This is a genomic window from Arcobacter defluvii, from assembly GCF_013201725.1.
Taxonomy (GTDB): domain Bacteria; phylum Campylobacterota; class Campylobacteria; order Campylobacterales; family Arcobacteraceae; genus Aliarcobacter; species Aliarcobacter defluvii.
Map to the genome: position 1 here is coordinate 1,745,389 of NZ_CP053835.1, position 9,156 is coordinate 1,754,544.

Sequence of the window (9,156 nt, forward strand, 5' to 3'; positions counted from 1 at the left end):
CCTTTATTTCTTAGGTCTAAAAGCTTTTATAACTTCTTCATTACACTCTAAATATGGACCTTCCATCAAATCAATACAATAAGGAATTGCAGGAAAAACAGCATCTAAACACTCTTTTATTGATTTTGGTTTTCCTGGAAGATTTACTATTAAAGAACTTCCTCTTAAACCTGCTGTTTGACGTGAAAGTATTGCAGTTGGTACAAATTTTAAAGATTCTGCCCTCATTAATTCTCCAAATCCTGGCATCATTCTATCACAAACAGCTTCTGTCGCTTCTGGAGTAACATCTCTTTTGGCAGGTCCTGTTCCACCAGTTGTTACAACTAAGCAACATTTTTCGTTATCTACTAAATCTTTTATTGTATCTTCAATTGTTTTTTGGTCATCTGCAATACATCTATAAACTCTTTCCCAAGAAGATATTAAATAACTATTTAATGTATCAATTATAGCTTTTCCTGATAAATCTTCATAAATACCAGCACTTGCTCTATCACTTGCAGTTATTATTCCAATTTTTGCTATTTCTTTATTCATAATAAATGTCCTTTCTCTTTTATATAATATATTGTTGCAAATTTTTGAAAAAACTCTTTTACTTTTAAAGAATCAATTATTTTATCATCCGCTCCTAAATAAACTTCAATTTTTACACCTTTATCTACTAATTTTTGAAGTTTTTCTTCATTCCAAACATATGTTAAAAGTTCTTCTAGTTCTTGAGCTGTTCCCAATTTAAAATATTTTGAAATATCTTTATTTGAAGGATAAATTACATTATTTAAAAAAGTTTGGACATAAGTATTTTCATCTTTTTTGAAATACATAAGTTGAGTTCTTTTAAATTTTTCATCGAAATTTTGAAAAAATGCAGGTGAAAAGAGTTGAAGTTTATCAACTCTATCTTGTGTGTTTAAAGCTTCTTCAAAAGCCTTTATAGCTCCATAAGAAAAACCAGAAATTGTAAAATCATTTCTTATAATATATTCATCAAAAAGTTCTGATTCATTAAAAAAACAAAAACCAGAAAAAAAACTTTTAGAAATCATCAAGAGTAATTACCTCATTTTTCAACATAATATCTTTTAATCTAATTATCTCATCGCTATTTTGCGATAATTCAGTTCTTAAATCGTTTTTTACATTTATTAAAAGTTCATCTATTGAATTTGCCATTTTATATTTTTTTACTATTTCATTTGCTGTTTTTTCAGCAGATTCTAAATCCTCATGATTTATTGCATATTTCTCTTTTTTAATAACTTCAACACCTATAAATCCAGATAAATCTCTTCTGATATTTTCACATAATTCATGATAAGATGGATAAGTTGGAGCTAACTTTTGTACACTTTCATCAAATAAAGCAACTTTTGTTTTTGAAATAAATGCTTTACTTGCTTGATAAATTGAAAGAATTTCTTTTTGCTTATCATCAAGTATTTTTAACTGTTTTTTACCAAATTCAAGCTTGTTTTTTGCAACTTCAATATCATCATTATCTAGTATTTTTTTATTAGATTTAATCATATTTAATAAAGCTTCATTTATAAGTGTTGCTAAACTTGCTGAACTAAAACCTGCTGTTTCGTTTACTAATTTATCTATATTTATTTCGTAATTTTTACCATTTAAATATAACTCTAAGATTTTTTTTCTATCTTCAATATTTGGTAAGCCTACATGAACACGTCTATCAAATCTTCCTGCACGTAATAATGCATCATCTAAAACTTCTATTTTATTTGTTGCTGCAATTACGATAACACCGCTATCTCCATCAAATCCATCCATTTGAGTTAACAGTTCATTTAATGTTGATTCTCTTTCATCATTTGATTTACCACTTCTTGCTTTTCCAACAGCATCAATCTCATCTATAAAAATAATTGCTGGGGCACTTTGTTTAGCTTTTGCAAAAAGTTCACGCACTTTTTTAGCACCCATACCCACATAAATATGCACAAAACTTGCACCACTTTGATAGAAAAATGGTACATCAGCTTCACCAGCGACTGCACGTGCTATCAATGTTTTTCCAACACCAGGAGGTCCAACTAAAAGTACACCTTTTGGGAGTTTAACTCCAAATTCAAGATATTTTTTTGGATTATTTAAAAAATCAACTATCTCTTCAAGCTCTTCTTTTATCTCTTTTATTCCAGCTACATCTTTAAAAGTTACATTTGAAGTTACAGCTTGAATATTTGAATTTAAATCATCTGTAGAAACTTTTGCTTTGCTTTTTGTAAGCTCATTTTCAAAAGTTGTTGATTCTTTTTTATTTCTATTTAAAAAAGCTCTTACTTTATCTTGTTTTAATTTTAAGAATAAAGCAAAAAAAAGAAGTAAAAATAAAAAAATAATTCCTATATAATAAGATGTTCCTTCAATATGAGAACTACTTTTATATATTGTATACAAAAATAAAATCAACAGTACAACTGCTGACATAGCCATCAATTTAAAATTTTTATCTATATTTTTGTTATTTGAATCTTGCAACATTTTTTTCAAGCCTCACTTCATAATCGTCTAAAAAGACCCAATCTCCAACTAAATCAACAGGAGAATCGATTTCAATTTGATTAAAGAATTGATCTAAACCTATATATTTTCCATTTTTTTCTTGCTCAACTAAAACTTCTAAAGTTTTTGTATTAGCTTTTCTAAATTCATAATTTTTTTGTTCTATTATGCTAGTTAGTTCATTATATCTGATTTTTGCAATATCACCTTTTATCTCTGGTTTCATTGTTGCGCTTGGTGTTCCATCTCTTTTTGAATAAGTAAAAGCATGAACATGAGTTAGAGGAAATTTATGTAGATTTTCCATTGCTTCTTTCCAAATTTTTTCAGTCTCCCCTGGATGTCCAACGATAAAATCAGTTCCTAAAGCATAACCATTATCTCTTAAAAATTCAAAAAGTTCTAAATCAGATAAAACTTTATTTCTTCTATTCATAATTTGTAACATCTCTTTTGAAGTATGTTGAAGGGCAATGTGAAGATGTTTTGCCATAAATGGCTCATTTATCAACTCTTTAAATTCATCATCAATTTGAATAGGTTCAATGCTTCCCATTCTTATACGTCTAACACCTTTAATTAGTGCCATTTTTTTAAGAAGTTTTGCAAGACTTGTATGTTGTTTTTTTCCATAACTTCCAACATTTGTTCCAGTTAAAATAAATTCACCAAAACCATTTGCAGCCAATGTTGTAACTTGCTCTAAAATTTTATCTTCACTATAACTTCTTGCATCTCCCCTTACATAAGGAATAATACAATATGAACATCTAAAATCACATCCTTCTTGGATTTTGATAAATGCTCTACTTTTACCAACAAACTCTTCAACGATTGTTTCATCAATATGAGTTAAATCACCAGCTTGAAAAAATCTCTCTTCTTGCAGTAATAATTCATTGATTTTTTCTTTTTCTGAATGTCCAAATAAAGAATCAACTTTATCTTCTTTAAAAAGTGTCTCTCCCTTTGTCCAAACTCCACATCCAGTAAAAACAACTCTTGGAGTTTTTGGAAGTTTTTTTAAAGAGTTTATATAACCACGTGCTGTGCTATCTGCACTATTTGTAACTGTACAAGAGTTTATTACAACTACATCAGCATCTTTTTCTTCTTGTGTTACTTCAAAATCTTTTAAATTACTCATCATAACTTGAGTATCAAATACATTTGTTCTACAACCAAAAGTTTTAAAATATACTTTTGGTTTAGTTTGTGAAAAATTCATAAATCTTTATTTCCTAATTATCTTCTTATTATTTCGTCTTCCAAATCTTTTGGAACTCTTTTACTTTTCATTGCTGGACCATACGCATTATCTGTTCTATTAATATTAATTTGTTGAGTTGGATATGCAATATGAATATCATCTTCTTTCATAAATGCATCAAGTATTTCTGGACTTATCGTACTTCTTAATACAAGTGCTGCATAAGAATTTGTTAAATACCAAGAAGATATTACTATTCCATGAGGTTCAACAAATGTAAATACTCTTGGTTCAACTCCAGTTGCGCGCAATTGATATTTATTTCTCATTTTTGAAAGTTGTTTTCTTGTTATATCTGTATAACCTTTTGAATAATGTTTTAAAATCTCTCTTGCTATTTTTTGTGCTTTTTTATGATTTGAATCAAAAGTAATTGCTATATCAATTCCATCCCAAACTGTTCTTAAACCTGAATGGGTATAGTTTGCTATTAATTCAGAAAAAATATAGTTATTTGGAATAAAGAAAATTCTTCCTGTTCTTCTATTTGTTGTATATGAAGTTAAAGTAATATCTTCCCTAATTGTGATTTTAAATAAAGAGATATCTAAAACATCTCCAACAGTTTCAACATTTCCTTTACTAACTTTTATTCTATCTCCAACTTGAATAGATCCAGATGTTACAATAACCATCCAACCAAAAATAGACATAAACCAATCTTTTAAAGCAATAGCAATCCCAGCAGATGCAAATCCAAGGATAGTTACAAGATATGAAACATTATCTATATATGAAAATAAAATTACCATCACAATCAAAAATACCAAAGTAAAATTGATTATCTTGTTTATCATATAATAGTTTTCATTTTGAGAAAAATATTTTTTAAGTGCAAGTTTTACTAAAAAAGCGAATATTGATAAAACAACTATTATTATAAAAATGATTAATAACTTTTGTCCTTGTTGAGAAACTTGATTTTTTATTTCTAAAATAACTTGCTCAATTTTTCTTGTATATACTTCTTCTGTAGTAGATACAATATCCAAAACCATTGAGAAGTCTTTTTTTTGTTTATCTAAAAAAGTAATTTTATCTTTGTATTCTGGCTTAGAATCAAGATTAAATAATTCTAAATAAATAACTAACTCTTCTTCTAATTTTGTCACTAAATTATCTATTTCATAATCTAAGTTTTTAAACATTTTTTTATTATTTTCAAGTTTCTTAATATGAGATAAAGCATTTATTATTCCAAAAGGATTTGTGATATTTTCATATTTCTCAATTTCAGGAGGATTTATTAAAGCTCCAATTGGTGAACCTTTATACTCATCAATCAACTCTAATTCATTCTCTTTTACACGAATTTTATTATGTAATTGATATACTTGTTCATCTGTTGTATTTGATTTTCTTTTTAAACTATCTTTTAAACTTTCAAGTTCAGCTGAAATTTTACTATAAGATAAATAGTTAGAATATCTTTTTAATAAAATATTATCTTTTAATTCAAAATCTATTCTTGCAATTTTTTCAAGCAAAATATTTATTTGAGCGATATTTTGCATATTTTGCTCTTTAGTTTTTTGCTCTTCTATTTCTTGAAGTTTTTTTTCTTCTTCCAATTTTTGAGCTTCTTGCTGTTTCTCTTGCATTATATTTTGTTCAATTTTTTTAACTTCTGCTTTGTCTTTTTTACCAACAGTATTGTTTGTATCTTCAACTGCAAATGCAAAACAAATAAATAATAATAAAATTCCTAATTTTTTAATCAATTTAAAAACCTTTTAAAATCTCAATAACATCATCTTTTGTAATTTCATTAGTAATTTTACAATCACCAATACCAATAGGTAAAATAAACTTGATTTTATTATCTAAAGATTTTTTATCTAAAAAGAAATGTTCATAAAAATCTTCAACATTTTTAATTTTATAAGTTGTAGGGATATCATATTTTTCAAGTAATTTATTTACTCTTAGTTCTTCATCTTTGCTCATAAATCCAAGTTTTACTGCAAGTGCATTTGCCATACACATACCAATACTAACTGCTTCACCATGTAAATATGTATTATAATTTGTTTCATTTTCTATTACATGACCAAAAGTATGTCCATAATTTAAAGCAGCTCTTATTCCAAGTTCTTTTTCATCTTGTGAAACTACATTTGCTTTTGTTTCAACTGATTTTGCAATTGCTATTTGAATATTTTTTTCATCATTTAAATCATGAGATTCAAGCCACTCAAAAAAATCTTTATTAAAAGTTACTGCCATTTTTACTATTTCAGCAACACCTGCTCCAAATTCTCTTTTTGGTAAAGTTTTAAGCATAGATGGATCGATATAAACAGCAATTGGTTGATGAAAAGTTCCAACTAAATTTTTTCCAAATTTATTGTTTATTCCTGTTTTTCCGCCAACACTCGCATCAACTTGAGAAAGTAATGTTGTTGGAATTTGAACAAAATCAATTCCTCTTTGATAAATTGAAGATGCAAATCCAGTCATATCTCCAATTACACCACCACCAAATGCAATAAGTAAAGATTTTCTATCAAGTCTATTTGTAAAACAGTGAGCCAATATAGACTCTATTGTTTCCATATTTTTATACTCTTCACCATCTGGAATAGTACAAATACTTAACTCTCGAGCCTTTAATTTTGATTTTAAATATTCTAAATGAAAACCACTAACTGTTGGATTTGTAACAATCACAACTTTTCTATCAAAATATAAATCTTTCAGTTCATCTATAAAAATATCATATGAATTATCATGGGGTAAAGTTATATTAACAGTCATTTTTTATTTATCCAAATTATTTATTTAATAAGGATTTTATAATAGCTAAAAAAAAACTAAAAAGAGGTTAAAACTCTCTTTTTATTTTTCTTCACTTAAATTTTGCATTATAGGACCACAAATAGCATTTATTCCTATTTTAGACAAAATATCTATATCTGAAATATCATTTACAGAAGTTGCAATAAGTTTTATATCTAAAGATTGTGTTAAGATTTTTAAAACATTTAAACTTTGTCTTGATTCTAATAAAAAATATTTAGAAGCTTTAATATATGAAGGTTTTAACTCTTTTAAATATGAGTAATCATCACTATTTGCTATGAAATTAAATATTGCAAATTTAAAGTCAAATTCTTTAAATAAATTTATATAAATAACACTATTATGAAGATTCTTATTAAATGCTTCTTCTTCTATTTCAAATATTATATTTTTATTATTTGATATTTTGGTAAATAACTCTTTAAGTTTTGGATAATTATTTAAATCTTCTATAAATACTGTTGGTAGTTGAATAGATATATCTTCATCTTTATTTTGATTATTTTTTAAAACTTTTTCTATAATATGTAAATAAACATCATTTAATCTACCTAGTTCTAAAATAGGAGCAATAAATCCTCTATATGAAAAACTATCTTCATCATAATTTAGTTCAAAACTTATAGTTTTATGTAAAATATCTTTTAAATTAATATCTACAACATTTCTATAAAGTAATTTGAAATAATCCTCTTCAAGTGAAATATTTATTATTTTTATCCATTCTTCTTTTGTCATACATTTATCAATATCTTTTATAAAATAAAACTCTTTTTCAGTATAAACTTTTGCTTGAGAAATCACATAATCCATTTTAGTTAAAAGTGTACTAACACTTTGTTCAGCTTCATATTTGAATAATCCAATAAACATTTTTTCTTTTATAATTTCTAAAATAGAATAAGCTTTTTTAGTAAACTCTAAAATATCTGCTTTTACTTTTTCTTCATTTATATTTGGAAGTAATAAAACAAATTCTGAACCATTTATTCTTACTACTAAATTTGAATCTTTTTGAAACTCTTCTTTCATTAAATTTGAAAGTTTTAACAAAATATTATTTGTTCTTTCATAACCAAACATTTTATTCAAAATATCAACTTTTAGAGATACAATGGCAACAAATCCCTTATTATTTGGATTATATTTATCTAAATATTCATTTGCTTTCAAAATAAAATATTTTCTATTATTAAGTTTTGTTACTTCATCAAAATATAAAAGTTCTTTATTAAGTTTTAAAACACTATTCGTATTTTCAAACATTTTTTCAATTTTATCTATCATACTATTTATACTTAAAGTTACAGATTTAAACTCTGAAGTAAAAGGTAAATCATTTTGGATAATAAACTCATTTTTCATTACAGCATCAGCTTGTTTTTTTATGACAATAAGTGGTTTTAACATATATTTAAATAGATAAAATAGAATAAATAGTAAAAGAGTAAAACTCAATAACAAAGAAAAAATAAGATTATTAAAAATAGAATATATTTGATTATAAAAAATTGTTCTGTCATTATATATTTCTATATTTCCTAAAACATTCCAACCATTTGAAATTGTAGATTTTGCAGATATTTCACCGATATTTATCAGTTTTATAAACCAAGATGGAATATTTTTTTCATCTAAAACTATCTCTTTTTTTACTTCATAAATGATATTTTCATCTACATCTTTGAAAACGATTTTTTCATAATTTCCATTATCAAAGGTTGCATTTATAACTGTTTTGATAGAACTTATATCAGTTCCGGCATTTGTAATTGATAAACTTATACTTGATACACTATTTTGAACATTTTCATATAAAGATTTTTCTGTTGAATCTTTTATTATTTTAAATGAAACTACTGTTATTAGTATAAATAATATTGCAAAAATAAATGACAATACAAGTGAAACTTGTTTAAATAAACTCATATTTTGTTCTCCCTAAAATTTTTTAATACAACATCCCATTTTTTATGAGCTGCTGTTTTACCACCTTTATCCAAAATATTTGGATTAAAATTATAAATTGGTTTTAAATCACTTCTTTTTGATGCAGGAAAAATTATTTTTCTTATACTATCTAAGATTAAGGGTTCTGATGTTGGTGTTTCAAAATATGTAAGAACCATATGAGCATCTTTTGCTCCTTCAAGTCTAACATAACTTAAAAACATTTTAGATGTAGGAATTCCTAAATGTTTTAATGCAAAATATTTTGCAATAACATAATCTTCACAATCTCCTTTATCTTTTGCTAAAAATTCATAAGGAGAAGCCCAATAATCACTAACTCCATAAATATCTTTATCATCGCCATATTTTACAGCATTAAAAAAATCATTTACTTTTTCAAGTTTTGTTTTTGTATCACTATTTTCTAATTTCTTCAATAACTTATTTAATGCTAAAAATCTGTTTTTTGCAAATTTATTATATATTTTTTCCACTTTCTGAATCAGTGAATCATTTGCAAAATCTGCTGAATAACTTGTAAAGATTAATAATAAAATGATTATAAAAATTTTCATAAAAACATTGTATCAAAATATATA

Annotated in this window: 8 protein-coding genes; all 8 read right to left on the bottom strand. The window is 25.3% G+C overall.

Going from position 1 to position 9,156, the window contains the following annotated elements; all coding sequences use genetic code 11:
* Positions 1 to 3: 3 nt before the first annotated feature.
* A complete protein-coding gene (gene mog, locus ADFLV_RS08835; RefSeq protein ID WP_129010586.1) occupies positions 4 to 540 on the bottom strand; it encodes a molybdopterin adenylyltransferase in 537 nt (178 codons plus the stop codon).
* A complete protein-coding gene (gene bioV / locus ADFLV_RS08840) occupies positions 537 to 1,052 on the bottom strand; it encodes a pimelyl-ACP methyl ester esterase BioV (protein ID WP_172658778.1) in 516 nt (171 codons plus the stop codon). The genes mog and bioV overlap by 4 nt, the downstream gene beginning before the upstream one ends.
* Positions 1,042 to 2,511 carry an AAA family ATPase gene (locus ADFLV_RS08845; protein WP_129010584.1) on the bottom strand — a complete coding sequence of 490 codons (1,470 nt, stop codon included), beginning with the start codon at positions 2,509 to 2,511 and terminating at the stop codon, positions 1,042 to 1,044. Before ADFLV_RS08845 ends, bioV begins: the two co-directional genes overlap by 11 nt.
* Positions 2,492 to 3,760, bottom strand: coding sequence for a tRNA (N(6)-L-threonylcarbamoyladenosine(37)-C(2))-methylthiotransferase MtaB (gene mtaB, locus ADFLV_RS08850; protein ID WP_129010583.1), 1,269 nt, complete (start codon positions 3,758 to 3,760; stop codon positions 2,492 to 2,494). The genes ADFLV_RS08845 and mtaB overlap by 20 nt, the downstream gene beginning before the upstream one ends.
* A 17-nt stretch (positions 3,761 to 3,777) precedes the next feature.
* The gene (locus ADFLV_RS08855; RefSeq protein ID WP_014474422.1) at positions 3,778 to 5,523 is read right to left on the bottom strand and encodes a mechanosensitive ion channel family protein; all 1,746 of its coding nucleotides are present in this window, start codon (positions 5,521 to 5,523) and stop codon (positions 3,778 to 3,780) included.
* A gap of 1 nt (position 5,524) precedes the next feature.
* Positions 5,525 to 6,559, bottom strand: coding sequence for a 3-dehydroquinate synthase (aroB, locus tag ADFLV_RS08860; RefSeq protein ID WP_129010582.1), 1,035 nt, complete (start codon positions 6,557 to 6,559; stop codon positions 5,525 to 5,527).
* Between the two features lie 81 nt (positions 6,560 to 6,640).
* On the bottom strand, positions 6,641 to 8,533 hold the full coding sequence (locus ADFLV_RS08865; protein ID WP_129010581.1) for a bifunctional diguanylate cyclase/phosphodiesterase: 1,893 nt from the start codon (positions 8,531 to 8,533) through the stop codon (positions 6,641 to 6,643).
* On the bottom strand, positions 8,530 to 9,132 hold the full coding sequence (locus ADFLV_RS08870) for a transglutaminase-like cysteine peptidase (RefSeq protein WP_129010580.1): 603 nt from the start codon (positions 9,130 to 9,132) through the stop codon (positions 8,530 to 8,532). Before ADFLV_RS08870 ends, ADFLV_RS08865 begins: the two co-directional genes overlap by 4 nt.
* Between the last annotated feature and the right edge of the window lie 24 nt (positions 9,133 to 9,156).